At 72.2% G+C, this 18,726-nt stretch carries 14 protein-coding genes and 1 pseudogene; 8 read left to right on the top strand and 7 right to left on the bottom strand.

What is annotated here, in order from left to right:
* Positions 1 to 260 precede the first annotated feature (260 nt).
* Entirely contained in the window at positions 261 to 725 is a 465-nt protein-coding gene (locus OHA89_RS22930; RefSeq protein WP_406366965.1) for an Rv3235 family protein, read from the top strand.
* Between the two features lie 181 nt (positions 726 to 906).
* Here the strand turns inward: OHA89_RS22930 and secA are convergent, their stop codons facing one another.
* Positions 907 to 3,696: a preprotein translocase subunit SecA gene (gene secA, locus OHA89_RS22925; RefSeq protein ID WP_257556106.1), complete on the bottom strand. Its 2,790-nt coding sequence runs from the start codon at positions 3,694 to 3,696 to the stop codon at positions 907 to 909.
* A gap of 240 nt (positions 3,697 to 3,936) precedes the next feature.
* Between secA and OHA89_RS22920 the strand changes: the two genes are divergently transcribed.
* Positions 3,937 to 4,521, top strand: a complete 585-nt coding sequence (locus OHA89_RS22920; protein ID WP_266609544.1) for a GNAT family N-acetyltransferase — start codon at positions 3,937 to 3,939, stop codon at positions 4,519 to 4,521.
* Positions 4,502 to 5,713: a winged helix-turn-helix domain-containing protein gene (locus OHA89_RS22915; RefSeq protein WP_406366964.1), complete on the top strand. Its 1,212-nt coding sequence runs from the start codon at positions 4,502 to 4,504 to the stop codon at positions 5,711 to 5,713. The genes OHA89_RS22920 and OHA89_RS22915 overlap by 20 nt, the downstream gene beginning before the upstream one ends.
* Positions 5,714 to 5,749: 36 nt before the next feature.
* Here OHA89_RS22915 and OHA89_RS22910 read toward each other — a convergent pair whose 3' ends face one another.
* From OHA89_RS22910 to mtrA, 6 genes and pseudogenes are all read right to left on the bottom strand, one after another.
* Entirely contained in the window at positions 5,750 to 6,502 is a 753-nt protein-coding gene (locus OHA89_RS22910) for a response regulator transcription factor (RefSeq protein WP_215148979.1), read from the bottom strand.
* A gap of 191 nt (positions 6,503 to 6,693) precedes the next feature.
* Positions 6,694 to 7,389, bottom strand: a complete 696-nt coding sequence (gene hpf / locus OHA89_RS22905) for a ribosome hibernation-promoting factor, HPF/YfiA family (protein WP_257559426.1) — start codon at positions 7,387 to 7,389, stop codon at positions 6,694 to 6,696.
* Positions 7,390 to 7,699: 310 nt separating this feature from the next.
* A pseudogene (locus OHA89_RS22900) lies at positions 7,700 to 8,415 on the bottom strand (ComF family protein).
* Positions 8,416 to 8,480: 65 nt separating this feature from the next.
* On the bottom strand, positions 8,481 to 10,385 hold the full coding sequence (locus OHA89_RS22895; protein ID WP_266609541.1) for an LpqB family beta-propeller domain-containing protein: 1,905 nt from the start codon (positions 10,383 to 10,385) through the stop codon (positions 8,481 to 8,483).
* Positions 10,369 to 12,333 carry an MtrAB system histidine kinase MtrB gene (gene mtrB, locus OHA89_RS22890; protein WP_406366963.1) on the bottom strand — a complete coding sequence of 655 codons (1,965 nt, stop codon included), beginning with the start codon at positions 12,331 to 12,333 and terminating at the stop codon, positions 10,369 to 10,371. The genes OHA89_RS22895 and mtrB overlap by 17 nt, the downstream gene beginning before the upstream one ends.
* Before the next feature lies 1 nt (position 12,334).
* A complete protein-coding gene (gene mtrA / locus OHA89_RS22885) occupies positions 12,335 to 13,024 on the bottom strand; it encodes a two-component system response regulator MtrA (protein WP_189747360.1) in 690 nt (229 codons plus the stop codon).
* Between the two features lie 234 nt (positions 13,025 to 13,258).
* Here mtrA and OHA89_RS22880 point away from each other — a divergent pair, with 234 nt between their 5' ends.
* From OHA89_RS22880 to OHA89_RS22860, 5 genes are read left to right on the top strand one after another with little or no spacing between them, the layout of a single operon-like run.
* Positions 13,259 to 14,494: a hypothetical protein gene (locus OHA89_RS22880; RefSeq protein ID WP_406366962.1), complete on the top strand. Its 1,236-nt coding sequence runs from the start codon at positions 13,259 to 13,261 to the stop codon at positions 14,492 to 14,494.
* A gap of 7 nt (positions 14,495 to 14,501) precedes the next feature.
* On the top strand, positions 14,502 to 15,182 hold the full coding sequence (locus OHA89_RS22875) for a DUF4129 domain-containing protein (protein WP_266609539.1): 681 nt from the start codon (positions 14,502 to 14,504) through the stop codon (positions 15,180 to 15,182).
* Complete coding sequence (locus OHA89_RS22870; RefSeq protein ID WP_266609538.1) at positions 15,179 to 16,369, top strand: DUF4350 domain-containing protein; 1,191 nt, start codon at positions 15,179 to 15,181, stop codon at positions 16,367 to 16,369. The genes OHA89_RS22875 and OHA89_RS22870 overlap by 4 nt, the downstream gene beginning before the upstream one ends.
* Entirely contained in the window at positions 16,366 to 17,346 is a 981-nt protein-coding gene (locus OHA89_RS22865; protein WP_257556096.1) for a MoxR family ATPase, read from the top strand. Before OHA89_RS22870 ends, OHA89_RS22865 begins: the two co-directional genes overlap by 4 nt.
* Entirely contained in the window at positions 17,346 to 18,656 is a 1,311-nt protein-coding gene (locus OHA89_RS22860) for a DUF58 domain-containing protein (protein WP_406366961.1), read from the top strand. Before OHA89_RS22865 ends, OHA89_RS22860 begins: the two co-directional genes overlap by 1 nt.
* Positions 18,657 to 18,726: the final 70 nt, after the last annotated feature.

The following is an 18,726-nucleotide window of genomic DNA, read 5'->3' as shown; positions in this document are numbered from 1 at the left end:
GGTGGGCCCCGCCCCTCCGGGTGACGGCCTCGTCCCCTTTCGGGGTGCGGGAGCTGAGCCTGCACCCGTCCACCCCAGTCCCTCTGGGCCGCCGCCGAGGCGCTGGGCAGCCCCGCCGGACACTCGGATAGGTGAACCGGGGCCGGGGCCGGAACGGAGTGACCGGCGGTTGCGGAGCGTGTTCGGCCGACCGTAGAAGATCCCCATCAAGTTACCGCCCGGTACCGCTCCGGGCCCGGACCGTTCGGGGGCAGATCGCGATGGACACCACGATGCGCGGCACGATCGGCGGCGAGGCGGCCCGCCGCCGGTCCGGCGGCCAGTCCCGGACCCGACCTGCGGGCCGGCGTGACACCCGGCGCCCGCCGGCCCCGCCGCGGGCCGTGCGGCTCGGCCCCCACCACTGGTTCGCCGAACGCCTGCTGGCGGTCGTCAGCGGCCGGCGGCCCGTCCACTCGCTGCTCGGCCACACCGTCGGCCCCGCCTACCAGCAGCTGGTCACCCTGGCCCCGGCGGAGCACCTCCGCGACCGGCTGAGCCCGGTCGTCCGCCAGTGCGGGCGCTTCACCCCGGGCCCGGGCGTCATCGAGGCCTTCGCCCGCATCGCCACGGGCGACCGGGTGACGGCGATGGCCTTCCGCCTGGAACAGGGCCCGGACCTGCGCTGGCGCTGCGCGGCGATCGAGATCCAGAGCCCCAGCGGTTCCGGCCCCGCCGGCCGTTGAGGCACGGGCCGCCGATCTTTCAGCCCCGCCGGCGTTTGAGATGGGGGTCCCCCCGGACGGAGTCTGGGGGAGGGTCTGGGGCGGAGCCCCAGCAACGGCGCCGCACGGGCCCGGCAACGCGGCCGGGGCCGGACACCGCGTACGGTGCCCGGCCCCGGCCGGCGGATCAGCCCCGAAGGGGTTACTTCTTGCGGCGACGCCCGCCGGAGGCCTTCTGCGCCTTGCGGCGCTCCGCCCGCGTCATGCCGTCGCCGTCACCGGCGGCCTCGGACTCGAAGTCGCCCTCGACCACACCGCCCTCACCGTCGACGGTCGGCGCCGAGAAGTGCAGCCGGTCCGGCCGCTGCGGAGCGTCCAGCCCCTTCGCCCGGATCTCCGGACGGGCCGGCTCCTTCGTCAGCGACGGCGCCGCGTCCTGCACCGGAACCTCCTCGACCTGCTGCTCGACCTGGACCTCCAGGTTGAACAGGTAGCCGACGGACTCTTCCTTGATGCCGTCCTGCATGGCGTTGAACATGTCGAAGCCCTCGCGCTGGTACTCGACCAGCGGGTCCTTCTGGGCCATCGCCCGCAGGCCGATGCCCTCCTGCAGGTAGTCCATCTCGTAGAGGTGCTCGCGCCACTTGCGGTCCAGCACCGACAGCACCACGCGCCGCTCCAGCTCGCGCATGATGTCGGAGCCGAGGGTCTTCTCGCGCGCCTCGTACTGCTCGTGGATGTCGTCCTTGATGGACTCCGCGATGAACTCGGCGGTGATGCCCGCCCGGTCGCCCGCGGCCTCCTCCAGCTCCTCGATGGTGACCTTCACCGGGTAGAGCTGCTTGAAGGCGCCCCACAGGCGCTCCAGGTCCCACTCCTCGGCGAAGCCCTCGACCGTCTCGGCCGCGATGTACGCGTCGATGGTGTCGTCCATCATGAAGCGGACCTGCTCCTGGAGGTCCTCGCCCTCCAGGACGCGGCGGCGCTCGCGGTAGATGACCTCGCGCTGGCTGTTGAGGACCTCGTCGTACTTCAGGACGTTCTTGCGCGTCTCGAAGTTCTGGGTCTCGACCTGCGACTGGGCCGACGCGATCGCGCGCGTGACCATCTTGTTCTCGATCGGCACGTCGTCCGGCACGTTCGCCATCGCCATGACGCGCTCGACCATCTGCGCCTTGAACAGGCGCATCAGGTCGTCGCCCAGCGACAGGTAGAAGCGGGACTCGCCCGGGTCGCCCTGACGGCCGGAGCGGCCGCGCAGCTGGTTGTCGATACGGCGCGACTCGTGGCGCTCGGTGCCCAGCACGTACAGCCCGCCGAGGTCCTTGACCTCCTCGAACTCGGCCTTCACGGCCGCCTCGGCCCTGGTGAGCGCCTCGGGCAGGGCGTGCGCCCACTCCTCGATGTGCTCCTCCGGGTCCAGGCCGCGCTGGCGCAGCTCGGCCTCGGCGAGGTCGTCCGGGTTGCCGCCGAGCTTGATGTCGGTACCGCGGCCGGCCATGTTCGTGGCGACGGTGACCGCGCCCCGGCGGCCGGCCTGGGCGACGATCGTCGCCTCACGGTCGTGCTGCTTGGCGTTGAGGACCTCGTGCGGGATGCCGCGCTTGGAGAGCTGCTGGGAGAGGTACTCGGACTTCTCGACCGACGTCGTGCCGACGAGGATCGGCTGGCCCTTCTCGTGCTTCTCCGCGATGTCGTCGACGACGGCGGAGAACTTCGCGACCTCGGTCCGGTAGATCAGGTCCGGCTGGTCCTTGCGGACCATGTCGCGGTTGGTCGGGATCGGGACGACACCGAGCTTGTAGATCTGGTGGAACTCGGCGGCCTCGGTCATGGCCGTACCGGTCATGCCGGACAGCTTCGAGTAGAGGCGGAAGAAGTTCTGCAGGGTGATCGTGGCGAGGGTCTGGTTCTCGTCCTTGATGTCCACCCCTTCCTTCGCCTCGATCGCCTGGTGCATGCCCTCGTTGTAGCGGCGGCCGGCGAGGATACGGCCGGTGTGCTCGTCGACGATCATGACTTCGCCGTCGATGACGACGTAGTCCTTGTCGTTCTTGAAGAGCTCCTTGGCCTTGATCGCGTTGTTCAGGTAGCCGACGAGCGGGGTGTTCACCGACTCGTAGAGGTTCTCGATGCCGAGCCAGTCCTCGACCTTGGCGACACCGGCCTCGTGGATGGCTACCGTGCGCTTCTTCTCGTCGACCTCGTAGTCGCCGGTCTCCTCGATGCCCTTCAGCGGCTGGCCGGGCTCGCCCTTCTTCAGGCGGGTGACCAGCTTCGCGAAGTCGCCGTACCACTTCGTGGCCTGGTCGGCCGGACCGGAGATGATCAGCGGGGTACGGGCCTCGTCGACGAGGATCGAGTCGACCTCGTCGACCACGGCGAAGTTGTGGCCGCGCTGGACCAGCTCGTCCTGCGACCACGCCATGTTGTCGCGCAGGTAGTCGAAGCCGAACTCGTTGTTCGTGCCGTAGGTGATGTCGCAGCTGTACTGCTCGCGGCGCTGCGCCGGCGACATGTTCGCCAGGATGCAGCCGACCTCGAGGCCGAGGAACTTGTGTACCCGGCCCATCATCTCGGAGTCGCGCTCGGCGAGGTAGTCGTTCACCGTGATCAGGTGGACGCCCTTGCCGGACAGCGCGTTCAGGTACGCGGGCAGGGTGCCGACGAGGGTCTTGCCCTCACCGGTCTTCATCTCGGCCACGTGGCCGAGGTGCAGCGCCGCGCCGCCCATGATCTGGACGTCGTAGTGCCGCTGGCCGAGGACGCGCTTGGCGGCCTCGCGCACGGTCGCGAACGCCTCGGGCAGCAGGTCGTCCAGGCTCTCGCCGTCCTGGAACCGCTGCTTGTACTCGTCCGTGAGCGCCCGCAACTCGGCGTCGGAGAGGTTGACGAAGTCCTCTTCGATGGAGTTGACCTGGTCCGCGATGCGGTGCAGTTTGCGCAGGATCTTGCCTTCGCCTGCACGCATGAGCTTGTTGAAGACGGACACCGAGGTTTGTCTCCTTGCCGGTCGGGCCTGGGCACTGTTCGTACACGGGCACGGCAGGTGGGCCCCACCGCAACGGCCATCGTAAGCGAGGACGTGGTCGCGTCGGGAGGTCCGCCGTAGCCGCGAGGGCGTGGGCGCCCGGATTGAGAACGTACGGGGGGCGCCGAAGGTGCCGCTGTTCCTGCCCGTGGTTATGAAAAAGAGTTCCCCCGGCACGCGTCCGGGGACCAGAATCCGTTCATGGAGCCCACGACACTGAACACGGCCCGACTGGAATTGCGGCCTTTCGTCCCCTCTGACGAGGACGAGGTGTACGCCGCCTGCCAGGACCCCGATGTCCAGCGCTGGACGCTGGTCCCCTCCCCCTACGAGCGCGCGAACGCGCACGCCTTCGTGAACGAGGTCGTACCGAACGGCTGGCTCGAGAACACCGCGTACGCCTTCGCCGTACGCCTGGGGCCCGGCGGCCCGCTGGTCGCCGCCGTCGGCGTGCACGTGCACGGAACGGACTCGCACGAGATCGGCTACTGGGCGGTGAAGGAACACCGCGGGCAGGGCTACATGACCGAGGCCGTGGCCGCCGTGGCCCGCTGGGCCTTCACCGAGGTGGGCGTCGTACGGCTGGAGTGGCGCGCCGAGGCCGGCAACGCCGGCTCCCGCATGGTCGCGGAGAAGGTCGGCTTCCGCTTCGAGGGCGTCCTGCGGGCCGGCCTGATCCGCAACGACACCGCGCGCGACTGCTGGATCGGCGCCCTGCTCCCCTCCGACCTGGACCTGCCCCCTGCCCTCCCGTACCTGCCCGCCGATGTCAGTGGTGCGTCCTAGGCTGCGGATCATGACGAGCCTGCCGCAGCCGACCCTGTCCCTGTCCGCCGACGAGGCGCGCCGGATCGCCCTGCGCGCGCAGGGCTTCCTCGGCGCGCCCGACCGGCGCGGCGGGGTCCGCGGCGTCCTGCGCCACCTGGGCGCCGTACAGCTGGACACGATCTCGGTGCTGGCCCGCTCGCACGAGCTGATCCCGTACGCACGCCTCGGCGCGGTGGGCCGGGACGCGGTGGAGAAGGCGTACTGGTCGGACCGGCACGCCTTTGAGTACTGGTCGCACGCGGCCTGCATCCTTCCCATCGAGGAATGGCCGCATTTCGCCTTCCGGCGCCGGGCCAACCGGGTGCGCGGGCACCGCTGGCACGTCCTCCAGGACAAGGACCGCTCGACCAAGGCGGTCCTCGACCGGCTCCGGGCCGACGGCCCGCTGACCTCGAGCGAGCTGGGCGGCGCCAAGAACGGCGGCGAGTGGTTCGAATGGTCCGAGACCAAGATCGCGGTGGAGTGGCTGCTCGACACCGGCGAGGTGGTGTGCAGCCAGCGCCGCGGCTGGAAACGGGTCTACGACCTCCCCGAGCGCGCCGTGCCCGAGGCGCTGCTCCACGACGACCTGGACGACCGCGAGTGCATGCGCCGCCTGGTCGCCCTGGCCGGGCAGTCGCTGGGCGTGGGCACCCGCGCCGACATCGCGGACTACCACCGCCTCAAGGGGGAGCAGGTCGATGCGGTGATCGCGGACTCCGGGCTGGTCCCGGTCGAGGTGGCGGGCTGGGGGAAGCGGGCCTGGGCGGACCCGGCGGCGCTCGCGACGACCCCCCGGGGCCGCCACCGCACGACGCTGCTCTCCCCCTTCGACTCGCTGGTCTGGGACCGCCCCCGCACGGAGCGGATCTTCGGCTTCACGCACCGCCTGGAGGCCTACGTCCCCAAGCCGAAGCGGATACACGGGTACTTCGCGATGCCGCTGCTGGCGGGCGGGCAGCTGCGGGGCCGCGTCGACCCGGGCCGCGAGGGGACCACCCTGGTGGCCCGTCAGCTCTCCCTGGAGACGCCCGGGGCCGCCTCGGCCATGGCCGAGGCCCTGTGGGAGGCCGCCCGGTGGGTGGGGTGCCAGGAGGTGCGCGTCGAGCGCACCCGTACCCCGCAGGAGGCGGAGGCCGTCACGGCGGAGCTCAGGGCGCGGCGCGGGTAGAACAGGCGACGGGCAGCGGCCGGAAGCGGGCGGCGGCTAGCGGATCTCCAGGATCTTCTCGCGCATCGCGTAGACCACGGCCTCCATCCGGGAGTGCAGCTGCAGCTTCTCCAGGATGTTGCGCACGTGGTTCTTCACGGTGTTCTCCGAGATGAACAACTCCTTGGCGATGTCACGGTTGTTCATGCCGGTGGCCACCAGCTTCAGGACCTCCAGCTCCCGGTCCGTCAGCCTCGGCGCCGGCACCAGCCGCCGCTCGTCGGTCCGCTGGATCATCGACTTGAACTCGGTGAGGAGCTTGGACGCCATGGACGGGCTGATCTGCGACTGGCCGTCCGCGACCGCCCGGATGGCCGTGGCCACCTCGTCCGTGGAGATCTCCTTCAGGAGGTACCCGGTCGCGCCCGCCTTGATCGCGTCGTAGAGGTCCGCCTCCTCGTCGCTGATCGTCAGCATGATGATCTTCGCGGAGGGCGCCACCTCCTTGATCGAGGTGCACGCCTCGATCCCGCCGCGCCTGGGCATCCGTACGTCCATCAGCACGATGTCCGGCAGCAGGTCGGCCGCCTTGTCCACGGCCTCCGCGCCGTCCCCCGCCTCGCCGACGACCTGGATGTCCTCCTCCTGCGCGAGGACGATCTCCAGCCCGCGCCGGAACAGCGCGTGGTCGTCGACCACGAGGACCCGGATGGGCTCCCCCGCCGACGAGCCGGCGGACTCCGCCGCCGGGTCCGCCTCACGGCAGCCCGCACCGTCGTCACCGCGCACCGGCCCGAAGCTGTCCGCCATCGTTCCTCCCCCTGCATGTGCCGAGCTGCTGGGCCAACCGGACCGGCTGCGCCGACGGTTGACTGCCCGCCATGATTCCATGCCCGCGGCACGGCGCGGGGGGCTGCCGGTGACCGCCTGGCGCATACGCGCCATACACAGGCCCCCCGCGGGACGCCGGAGCGTCCCGCGGGGGCAACGAAACGAGGTGCTCAGCCGCCGAGCGCGCCCCCGGCACCACCGCGCGGCTGCTCCGAGCTGGAGGCCCCGTCGGGGTTCACGTGGATCACGCCGTAGTCGTACGCATGACGTCGGTAGACAACGCTGGGCAGCTTGGTCTCGGAGTCGACGAACAGATAGAAGTCGTGTCCGACCAGCTCCATCTCGTACAGAGCCTGGTCGAGTGACATGGGTGCGGCCGAGTGGGTCTTCTCGCGGACGATGAGCGGGCCTTCGCCCTGCACTTCGATGGAACCGATCCGGGTGATCGGAACTCCGTTCGCCTTCTCCTCGGAGAACGGCTCGCCATTCGCGTTCAGCTGCGCGGCGTCCGGCACTACGTCGGCGACCTCTGCCGCCGAGATCCGGCCCGCGCCCCTGCGGGTGTAGCGCTTGTCGTGCTGCTTGCGCAGCCGGGCCTCCAGCTTGTCCTGAGCCAGGTCCAGCGCCGCGTACGGGTCGGCGGCGGCGGCCTCGGCACGGATCACCGGGCCCCGCGAATGCAGAGTGATCTCCACGCGGTCGGAACGGTCGGCCTGGCGCGGGTTGTGCTCCTTCGACACCTCGACGTCCAAGCTGATCACCTTGGCGTCGAGCTTCTGGATCCGCTCCGGATTCAGCTTCTCGGCCACGTGCTTGCGGAACCGGTCGGGCACCTCGGTCTTGCGGCCCTTGACGACGATGTCCACGCAGAACTCCGTTCCCGGATAGCTCCGCCCGACGGGGCGAAGCGTCTCCCTTTCGCACCAGACTCCGGTGAAGGCCGGAGCCTCGGACTTGGCGACTTTCACCTCCTCCTCCCCCATCGGCAAGATCTACACCCCACCGACTTCGGAGTCGAGCGACAGCGATGCGTGGGGCCGAAGGCTCGCCAGTCCTCACAACCGAACATATCCCTCTATGGCGGTTGTCGGCACCCGCTACCGGAACGTACTTCCGTTCCGGTGGCCATCCACTCTTACTACCTGCAACGATGGGCCTTCCCACGCAGTTCCAAATCTATTCACAAGATTTTTGGTCTGTCCGGGTTGCGGCCACCACCGCGGCCCGGGGCGCTGCCCCCTGGCCCAGACCTGCCGCCCGCACCGCCCGGGCCGCCTCGGCCAGCGTGGCTCCCGTGGTGATCAGGTCGTCGACGAGCACGAGCACGGCCCCGTCCGTCAGCCGCGCCGCGCCCGGGCACGCTTCCAGCGCCCCCGCGAGGTTCTCCCGGCGCTGCCGCGCCCCAGCCCCGCCTGGTCCCGCACCGCCCTGCGCAGCCGCAGTACGGGCGCCACGCGCGCGGGCACACCGGCCCGCCGCAGCCGCCCCGCCGCGGCCAGGGCGATCCTGCGCGTGGGATCGTGCCCGCGCGCCCTGACCTGCCGCCGCGCCGACGGGACCGGCACCAGGACCACCTCGCGCTCCCACGGCCCCCCAGAGCCACCCCTGTCCGCCAGCACCGCCCCCGCCAGGGCGGCGCCGAGCGCACCGGCCAACGGCAGCGCCCCGCGCTCCTTGTGCGCCAGCAGGACGGCTCGTACGGGTCCCTCGTACGCGGCGGCGGCATGCACCACCGGCAGCCCCTCGGGCCGCGGAAACAGCCGCGCCCGCACCACCCCGGCCCCGCTCAGCGCCTCCCGGCAGCCGGCGCACAGCAGCACCCGCGCGGCCCCGCAGCCCGCGCAGTCCACCGGCAGGACCAGCCCCGCGAGCTCCTGCCACCACCCCCGCATGCCTCCCACTCTGCCGGGCCTCACCGGGACCCGCCAGCCCTGTGGACAACTCACGGACGCGCAGGTCAGCCCGGGTACACCGGGGCCCGGCCGCCCGCCGCCACCGTGCGCCACTGCGCCCCCGGCGGCAGCACCACGATGCCGTCCTCCGCCGAGTACCCCATCACCGGCTTCGGCTTCGACTCGTCCTCCGAGGCGGCCACCGCGACCGCGCTGAGCCCGGTGGCCCCGGGCAGGGTCGCCGCCACCACCGAACCGTCCACCAGCATGTAGCGGGCCTGCACGACCCCGCCGCTCTCCCGGCCCACCACCAGCAGCCGGCCCCGCGGCGCCCAGCTCATCGCCGTCACGTCCGCCATCTGCGGGGCCGCCCGGCGCAGCTCGCGCACGGACACCGCCGAGACGTCCCCCTTGCCGTCGGGCCGTTCTATCCGCCCGACCCACAGGTTCTTGCGGCCGCCCACCTTCTCCACGAGCAGCGCGATGCGCACGCCGTCGGACGAGGCCTTCAGCGAGGTGATCCGCCCGTCGAGCCCGGCCACCTGCACCTTCTGGGGGGTCCCGGTCCCGCCCGGCACCCGCCACAGCCCCGGGTGCTGCGGATCCTGGTCGGCGACCCACAGGTCGCCCGCCGCGTCCCAGCTGGGCGCGGTCAGCGTGTTCGACTTCCCCTTGCCGGGCAGCAAGGGCTGCGGCATGGCCCCGGACCCGGTCATCGACACGACGTACAGCCCGTCCTCGGAGATCACGGCCGCGCGCCGCTCGTCGTAGGACACGGCCGCGGAGAGGACCTTGAAACCGGGCGAGCCGGGCGAACCGGGAGCGCCGGAAGCGGTGGACAGCGGCCCCGGCACCTGTTCGGCCCGCGGCTGCTGGTCCTCGACGGTGACGTCGAGCTTCGTCCGGACCAGCCGGCTCTCGCTGTCGACGAAGTACTGGTACTCGGGCGTATGGGGCCGGTTGGCGATGACGGCCGCCGTCACCTCGGTCACGGAGCACAGCGAGGAGGACTTGCCGTCGGAGCGCAGCAGTTCGACCCGGTCCAGCCGGGAGGCCGTCAGCTCCTTGACCGTGTAGAGGAGTTGGGTCGCCATCTTCTGGCACTGCGGCTGCGCGACGTTGTCGGCCTTGTCGTTGAGCGGCACGCGCAACGTGTTCTGGCCGTCGTACGAAAGGGACTTGGTGCCCTGCCGCAGCTCCGTCCCGGTGGGGAAACTGGACTCGACGACCGGCCCGAGCCACCTGGACGGCCCGGCCAGCAGCGACTGCACGGTCTGCGTGGTGGGATCCATCCGCGAATCGGGGTCGCTGCGCTGGCGCACGTACACGGGATCGGCGACCAGGGCGCCGCCCGCGAAGTAGTACTTGTTGACCGGCATGTAGATGCGCTGGAAGTCCGACTCGCTCAGCACGAGGCTGCTCGGCGGACTCGAGATCCGCCACTGCTTGTCCTCCTGGACCAGCTGGAGGAACTCCTCGTACTTCGGGCCGTCGGCCTCCGGCTGGTACGCACTGCGCTCGTCCACCGTCGCGAGCTTCTCGCCGGTCACCTTCCAGCGGGGCCCCTCGGGGTCCTTCTCGGTGCGGACCGGGAACCGGTCGAGGCCGGCCGCGAGCACGGTGACGGCGGAGCCGGGCCGCCAGCTCTTCGCGGCGTCCTCGGTGAGGTACTTGCGGGCGGTCTCCAGCTGCGGGTCGTCGCTGGTCATCGCCTCCAGGAAACCGTCGACGATCTCACCCGCGCTGGCCTTGTCGGCGGGCGGTACCCCGAACACCCGGACCTGGGAGTCGACGCCCTGCGAGGCCTGCACCCTGCGGATCTCGCCGTGGTCGGGCATCGAGGCGCACCCGGCCAGCAGCAGCGCGGCCACCCCGAGTGCGTACGCCCGCAGGGTGCGCAGCCGTCTGCCGCGGCCTGCGGCGCGCACGCTCCCGGGCCCGGGCCCGGCCCCCTCAGCGTCCGTCGGCATCGGCATCGCCCTCGGCATCAGTTCGATCCTCCTGTGGTGCCTGCTCGGCCGGACGGGCCACGACCCTGGCTCCGCTGCCCGGCAGGGCCGTCGGGTCGGCGGGTACGGACAGCGCCGAGGCCACCGCCGAGCGCGGCGGTATCGATGACCGGTCCCCCGCGTCCGCCGGCTGCTGCCGGTCCGCCGCGCTGCCCGCGGCATCGGCGACGGCCCTGGCACGGTTGGCGCGGGAATCCTCGGGTTCCAGCGGGATGGGCGAGCCCCGCAGCGGCTCGTCGGCCGTACGCGGCAGGGTGAGGCGGAACTGCGAGCCGCCGCCCGGCTCGCCCCAGGCCTGCAGCCAGCCGCCGTGCAGCCGGGCGTCCTCGACGGCGATGGACAGGCCCAGGCCCGTGCCGCCCGTCGTCCTCGCCCGCGCCGGGTCGGCCCGCCAGAAACGGTTGAAGACGCGGGTGGCCTCGCCGGGCTTGAGCCCGACGCCGTAGTCCCGTACGGCGACCGCGACGGCCCCGCCCGCGGACGCCAGCCGAACCACCACATCGCGTCCCTCGCCGTGCTCCACGGCGTTGACGACCAGGTTGCGCAGCACCCGCTCCACCCGCCGCGCGTCGGCCTCGGCGATGACGGGCTGGGTGTCGCCGAGCACCCGGATCCGGCTGCCCTTGTGCTCCGCGAGCGGCTCGGCCCCGTCGATGACGCGGCGTACGACGTCCCGCAGGTCGATGGGCTCCGCCTCGAGGGCGGCCGCGCCCGCGTCGAACCGGCTGATCTCCAGCAGGTCGGCGAGCAGCGACTCGAACCGGTCCAGCTGCCCGGCGAGCAGCTCGGCGGAGCGCGCCGTGATCGGGTCGAAGTCGACCCGGGCGTCGTGGATGACGTCGGCGGCCATCCGTACCGTCGTCAGCGGGGTGCGCAGCTCGTGCGAGACGTCCGAGACGAACCGGCGCTGCATCCGCGACAGGTCCTCGAGCTGCTGGATCTTGTTCTGGAGGTTCTGGGCCATCTTGTTGAAGGCCTCGCCCAGCCGCGCGATGTCATCCTCACCGGTGACCTTCATCCGCTCCTGGAGCCGCCCGGCCGACAGCCGCTCGGCGATCCCGGCGGCCATCCGGACGGGCGTGACGATCTGGCGCACCACGAGCCAGGCGATGGCGCTGAGCAGCACGACGACGAACAGCCCGGCCGTGGCGATGGTGCTCTTGACCAGGTTGAGGGACTCCTCCTCCTGGGTGAGCGGGAAGAGGTAGTACAGGTCGTACGGGTCCCCGTTGATGTCGGTGAGCCGCTTGCCCACCACCAGCGCGGGCTCGGGGGCCTTCTCCCCGGCCCCGGTGGTGTACCGGATCTCCGAGAAGGTCTTGAAGGTGCCGGCGGAGTGGTTGACGGCCCGGCGCAGGTTGACGGGCACGCTGGCGGTCGGATCCACGTTGCCCGAGGCGCGGGCGCCCTTGACCCCCTGGGTGCCGGGCAGGACCTGCTCTCCGGTGCCGGCGCCGAGCGCGACCACCTCGAAGGCGGTCTGGCCGCCACTGGCCAGCTGTTTGACGAGGGAGTTCATCCAGGTACTGGCGTCGAGCCCGACCTTGTTGTCGGCGGCATCGGGCCCGTCCACGGTCGCGGGGGCGTTGGCCTTCTCCTGTGCGACCGCGAACCCGCCCGCGGCCTGGCTCTGCGCCGCCTCCTCCTTGGCGTCCAGGAGGCCCTTGCTGACCTGCGCGATCACGACGAAGCCCAGCGCGAGGACCACGGCGAGCGACATCAGCAGGGTGGCGGCGACCACCCGGAGCTGCATGTTGCGCCGCCACAGCCGGACAGCCGGAAGCAGCGGCCGGCGCACGAGGCGTACGCACAGCCGCAGCACGGAGGCACCGGGCGTTCCGTCCTGGAACAGCCGGCCGGCCCGCAGGCTCCCCCATCGGGAGCCGCCCCGGCCCTTGCCGGACTGCACCTCAGCTGGGTCCGGCCTTGTAGCCGACACCGCGCACCGTCACGACGATCTCGGGGCGCTCCGGGTCCTTCTCGACCTTGGAGCGCAGCCGCTGCACATGCACGTTCACCAGGCGGGTGTCCGCCGCGTGCCGGTAGCCCCAGACCTGCTCCAGCAGCACCTCACGGGTGAAGACCTGCCAGGGCTTGCGTGCGAGCGCGACCAGCAGGTCGAACTCCAGCGGGGTCAGGGCGATGGAAGCACCGTCCCGCTTGACCGAGTGACCGGCCACGTCGATGACGAGGTCACCGATGGCCAGCTGCTCGGGGGCGGGCTCTTCCGACCGGCGCAGGCGGGCCCGGATGCGGGCCACCAGCTCCTTCGGCTTGAACGGCTTCACGATGTAGTCGTCGGCACCGGACTCCAGGCCCACGACGACGTCGACCGTGTCGCTCTTGGCAGTGAGCATCACGATCGGCACGCCGGACTCGGCCCGGATCAGCCTGCAGACCTCTATGCCGTCCCTTCCGGGCAGCATGAGGTCGAGCAGTACCAGGTCCGGCTTCGCCTCCCGGAAGGCAGCAAGTGCCTTGTCACCGTCTGCAACGAACGACGGCTCAAAACCTTCTCCACGCAGCACAATGCCGAGCATCTCGGCCAGCGCGGTGTCGTCGTCGACGACAAGGACGCGTCCCTTCATGGTTGACATCATCCCATTAGCTAATCGTTACCTGGCGGTGAGCTGTCCCACAGCCAAAAGGGCTGGAAATCGCCCCTCGGACCTGCGTGGAGATCAGGTCGACCAGTCTGCCCCGGATCCGGGTGACAATTGAAGGTACGGGCTGTCGATGATCCGGGGGGATCGCTGGTCCGTTCGTGTACCCCACGTGGCACGATGGCAGCGACCAGCGCCCCCGCCGCAGCAGGTGCACGTGAAGGAGCGACGATGAACGACTCTCCGGGCTGGGCTACGCCCGGATCCGATCCGTCCGACGGCGAGCGGCCCGGGGCGCCCACCGACCGGCCGGTTACCGGCGACCCCAAGTGGTCCGCCGAGCAGCCGCCGCCCGGCCAGTGGACCAGCCCGACCCCCGGCCAGACCCCGCCTCCGCAGGCACCGCAGCAGCCACAGCAGCCGCAGCCGGGCCAGGGCTGGGGATCGCAGGGAGGGCAGTACGGAAGCCCGTACGGGGGCCAGTACGGCTACCCGGGCGGCCCCGGCCAGTGGGGCCAGCCCCCGGCCGCCAAGCCCGGCGTGATCCCGCTGCGCCCGCTCGGCCTCGGCGAGATCCTGGACGGCGCGGTCGCCACCATGCGCTCCCACTGGCGCTCGGTCCTGCCGATCACGCTGGTCGTGGCCACCGTGGTGCAGGTGCTCAGCCTGCTCGCGCAGAAGTACGCGATGTCGGACCTCACCGTCGCGACGGAGCCCGGGGCGGACCTCGAGGAGTCGCTGAACTCCCTCGCCGTCGCCATGGGGGCCCTCATCGGAGCCTCGTTCATCGCGGCCCTCGGCGGCATCGTGGCCACGGCGATGCTCACGATGATCTACAGCCGGGCCGTGCTCGGCAACACCTCCACGATCTCCGGCGCCTGGCGCGAGTCCCGGTCCCAGCTGCTGCGCCTGTTCGGCCTGACGCTCCTGCTGGGACTCGGCGCGGTCCTCCTGGCCGCCGTCCTGATCGTGCCCGGCGCCCTGACCCGGAACGCGGGTCTGATCGCCGTGGGCATCTTCGCCGTGATCCCGCTGATCACCTGGCTGTGGATCAAGTTCAGCCTGGCCTCGCCCGCGCTGATGCTGGAGAAGACCACCGTCTTCAAGGCCCTCGGCCGCTCCTCCAAGCTGGTCAAGGGCACCTGGTGGCGCATCTTCGGCATCACCCTGCTCACCAACATCATCACGGGCATCGTCGCGGCGATCATCGTCTGGCCGCTCACGATGATCGGCATGGCCGTCTTCGGCGGCGGCCTGGGCGGGATCGAGGACGGCACCGCCGCCACCGCCTGGGGAGCGCTCATCCTCTCCGGCATCGGCGCGATCATCGCCCAGACCATCGTGATGCCGATCCAGGCCGGCGTCACCGTCCTCCTCTACGTCGACCAGCGCATCCGCCGCGAGGGACTCGACCTGGAGCTCGCCCGGGCGGCCGGCATCGAGAACTACGGCACGACCGGAGGCTGACACACCCATGATGAGCACGGGGGGCCTCATCACCCGCACCACGGCGCTCCTGCCGGGCGCCGAGACACCACCGGTCACGACACCGCGCGAGCCCGCCCAGGAGGCGGCGGAGCGCGAACTGTCCAAGCCGATGTACCACGAGAACGACCCGGGGCTGCTGGACCGCGCCCTGCGCAAGTTCTTCGAGTGGATCGACGACCTCTTCGGCGCGGCCTCCGGGGCGACCCCCGGAGGCACGCTCGGCCTCGTCGTGATCGTCCTCCTGGCGATCCTGGCCGCCGGCGCCCTGTGGTGGCGCCTCGGCGCCCCCAGCCGGATACCCGCCGGAGCGGGCGTCCTCTTCGACGACGGCATCCGCAGCGCCGCCGACCACCGCACGGCCGCCGAGGCCCACGCCGCCGCCGGCCGCTGGACCGAGGCCGTCCAGGAACGCATGCGCGCCGTCGTCCGCTCCCTGGAGGAGCGCACCGTGCTCGACCCGCGCCCGGGCCGCACCGCCGACGAGGCGGCGGCCGAAGCCGCGGTCTCCCTCCCCGACCACGCCGGGGACCTGCGCGCGGCCGCCCGTACCTTCGACGACGTCACCTACGGCGGCCGCACCGCCGCCGCCGACACGTACGCCCGCCTGCGCACCCTCGACCTCACCCTGGACCGCGCCAAGCCGCTCCTGACGGGACCCACCGCATGACCGGCCCCACCGCGCCCACGGCCCCCTCAGCCACGCGGACCCGCCGCATCCACCGGACCAAGCGCGTCCTCGGCGTACTGGCCGTGCTCGCCGCGGGCGCACTGGCCCTCGCCGCGCTCGGCTCGGGCACCCGCCACGGCCTGCTCGACCCGCGCTCCGCCGACCCCTACGGCAGCAGGGCCGTCGCCGAGCTCCTCAAGGAGCGCGGTGTCACCACCCGCGTGGTCACCACCGCACGCGAGGCCGCCGACGCGGCCGGCCCCCGCACCACCCTCCTGGTCACCGACCCCGACCGCCTGGGCACCAGCCAGCGCGGCCTCATCCGCTCGGCCATGGACCTCTCCGGCGGCCGCACCGTCCTCCTCGCCCCCGGCAGTCACAGCCTTCCCGACCTGGCCCCCGGCGTCCGCACCCAGGGCCCCGCCGACGCCGACACCCTCGCCCCGGCCTGCGACCTGCCCGCCGCCACCTCCGCCGGCCGCGCCGGCACCGGCGACGACCTCCGCTACTCCACCGCCCTGCCCCGGGCCACCGCCTGCTACCCCAGCGACGGCCACCCCACCCTCCTCGTCCTCCCGGCCGGGACCGGCGGCGACACCGTCCTCCTCGGCTCCACCACGATCCTCCTCAACGAGAGCCTCGCCGAGGACGGCAACGCCTCCCTCGCCCTCCAGCTCCTCGGCTCCCGCCCGAACCTCGTCTGGTACATGCCGTCCCTCGCGGACTCCGACCCCGGCACCGAACCCGCCGAGGACAAGAGCCTCGTCGACCTCATCCCGGCCGGCTGGTCCTGGGCCCTGCTCCAGCTCTTCGTCGCCGCAGCCCTCGCCGCCCTCTGGCGCGCCCGCCGGCTCGGCCCCCTCGTCACCGAAAAACTGCCGGTCGTCATCCGCGCCTCCGAGGCCACCGAAGGCCGCGCCCGCCTCTACCGCAAGGCCGGGGCCCGCGACCGCGCCGCCACCGTGCTCCGCGCCGGCACCCGCGAACGCCTGGCCGCACTGGTCGGCGTACCGGCCTCCCAGGCCCACGACCCCGTCGCCCTGGTCCCCGCCGTGTCCACCCGGCTCGGCGACGGCGGCCACGACGTGACCACCACCCTCTTCGGCCCCACACCCTCCGACGACGCGGCACTCGTCGCGCTCGCCGACCACCTCGACGCCCTCGAAAGAGAGGTCCGTACGTCATGACGTACCCGGCCACCGAGTCCGCCGGCGCGGACATCGCCCGCGCTTCCCTCGAAGCGCTCCGCACCGAGATCGGCAAGGCCGTGGTCGGCCAGGACTCCGCCGTCACCGGCCTCGTCGTCGCCCTCCTGTGCCGCGGCCACGTGCTGCTCGAAGGCGTCCCCGGCGTCGCGAAGACCCTCCTCGTACGGGCCCTCGCCGCATCCCTCGAACTCGACACCAAGCGCGTCCAGTTCACCCCGGACCTGATGCCGAGCGATGTCACCGGCTCCCTCGTCTACGACGCCCGCACCGCCGAGTTCTCCTTCCAGAACGGCCCGGTCTTCACCAACCTCCTCCTCGCGGACGAGATCAACCGGACCCCGCCCAAGACCCAGTCCTCGCTCCTCGAAGCGATGGAGGAGCGCCAGGTCACCGTCGACGGCACGCCGCGCCCGCTCCCGGAGCCCTTCCTCGTCGCCGCCACCATGAACCCCCTCGAGTACGAGGGCACTTACCCCCTCCCGGAAGCCCAGCTGGACCGCTTCCTCCTCAAGCTCACCGTGCCCCTCCCCTCCCGCGCGGACGAGATCGGTGTCCTGACCCGGCACGCCGCCGGCTTCAACCCCCGCGACCTGCACGCGGCGGGCATCCGCCCGGTGGCCGGCCCGGCCCAGCTCGAAGCCGCCCGCGAGGCCGTGGCCAAGGTCTCCGTCTCCCCGGAGATCGCCGGCTACGTCGTCGACATCTGCCGCGCCACCCGCGAATCGCCGTCCCTCACCCTCGGCGTCTCCCCCCGCGGCGCGACCGCCCTGCTGGCCACCGCCCGCGCCTGGGCCTGGCTCACCGGCCGCGACTACGTCACCCCCGACGACGTGAAGGCCCTGGCCCTGCCGACGCTGCGGCACCGCGTCCAGCTGCGCCCGGAAGCGGAGATGGAGGGCGTCACGGCCGACGCCGTCATCACCGCGATCCTCTCCCACGTCCCCGTCCCGCGGTAATGGCCCTCACCGGACGCGCCGCCCTGCTGGCGGCCCTGGGCAGCATCCCCGTCGGCATCCTCGAACCGAGCTGGACGGGGATGCTCGCGGTCAACGGCTCGCTCGCACTTGCCTGCGCGGTCGACTGCGCCCTGGCGGCGTCCGTCCGTGCCCTCGGCCTCACCCGTTCGGGCGACACCTCGGTCCGCCTCGGCGAACCGGCCGACGTCCACCTCACCGTCACCAACCCGAGCGGCCGCCGGCTCCGGGCCCAGCTGCGCGACGCCTGGCCCCCGAGCAGTTGGGTCCCGGGCACGGAAACGGCCGCGTCCCGCCACAGGCTGGACATCCCCGCCGGCGAACGCCGCCGCCTGACCACCCGTCTGTTCCCCACCCGTCGCGGCGACCGCCAGGCCGACCGCGTGACGATCCGCTCGTACGGGCCCCTCGGTCTGTGGGCCCGCCAGGGCTCGCAGACCATCCCCTGGACGGTCCGGGTACTGCCGCCCTTCACGAGCCGCAAGCACCTCCCGTCCCGGCTGGCCCGCCTGCGCGAACTGGACGGCCGTACCAGCGTCCTGACGCGAGGTGAGGGCACCGAGTTCGACAGCCTGCGCGACTACGTCCCCGGCGACGACACCCGTTCCATCGACTGGCGAGCCACGGCCCGCCAGCAAAAGGTGGCCGTCCGCACCTGGCGCCCCGAGCGTGACCGGCACATCCTGATCTGCCTGGACACCGGCCGTACTTCGGCGGGCCGCGTCGGCGACGCCCCCCGCCTGGACTCCGCGATGGACGCCGCCCTGCTCCTCGCCGCCCTGGCGACCCGCGCCGGCGACCGCGTGGACCTGCTGGCCCACGACCGCCGCCCCCGCGCCCAGGTCCAGGGCCGCCCGGCGGCCGACATCCTGCCGTCCTTCGTCAACGCGATGGCCCCTCTCGAACCGGAACTGGTCGAGACGGACGCCCGCACCCTGGTCTCCACCATCCTCCGCAGCGCCCCGCGCCGCTCCCTGGTGGTCCTCCTGACGAGCCTGGACGCCGCCGCCGTCGAAGAGGGCCTGCTCCCGGTGCTCCCCCGCCTCACCCAGCGCCACACGGTCCTGCTGGCCTCGGTGGCGGATCCCCACGTGGCCGAGATGACGACGTCCCGCGGCAGCGCGGAAGCGGTCTACGAGGCCGCCGCCGGCACCCAGTCCCAGTCCCAGCGCCGCCGCACGGCCGACCAGCTCTCCCGCCACGGCGTCCACGTGGTCGACGCCACCCCGGACACCCTGGCCCCGTCCCTGGCCGACGCCTACCTGGCCCTCAAAGCCGCCGGCCGTCTCTGAGCACTTCAAGCCCCTCGCGCGATGACCTCCGAGGTAATCGCGCCCTGCGGCCTGCCCGGCCAAGAATGCT

This window comes from Streptomyces sp. NBC_01546 (assembly GCF_045208355.1).
GTDB lineage: Bacteria > Actinomycetota > Actinomycetes > Streptomycetales > Streptomycetaceae > Streptomyces.
This window is presented reverse-complemented; position numbering and strand designations above follow the sequence as displayed.